This is a genomic window from Onishia niordana, assembly GCF_004798965.1.
In the GTDB taxonomy this organism is placed as follows: domain Bacteria; phylum Pseudomonadota; class Gammaproteobacteria; order Pseudomonadales; family Halomonadaceae; genus Onishia; species Onishia niordana.
Genome location: NZ_SDSD01000156.1, coordinates 1 through 243 on the forward strand (window position 1 = coordinate 1; position 243 = coordinate 243).

1 pseudogene is annotated in these 243 nt (G+C 47.3%); it reads right to left on the bottom strand.

The features are described 5' to 3' along the window. Positions 1 to 243 (bottom strand): annotated as a pseudogene (locus ETC27_RS18325) (hypothetical protein); the annotation flags it as partial.

Sequence of the window (243 nt, forward strand, 5' to 3'; positions counted from 1 at the left end):
CCTGATGGAATCATTGTAGCTGGATCAAGTTTGCCAAAGGCAAGACCAGAGGCAGCCATTGAACCCGCAACGAAACCTGCAACTAAACCAGGTTTATCTGCAATTGAGTTGGCGATAAACCCAGCTAGGACTGGGAGCATAAAGGCAAAGGCTGCGCCCCCGATATTTTTAAAGTAAGCCGCAATCGGATGATAAGAACCAAGGTTGGCCAATTGATCTTTAGGCACACCCATTGATTGGTCT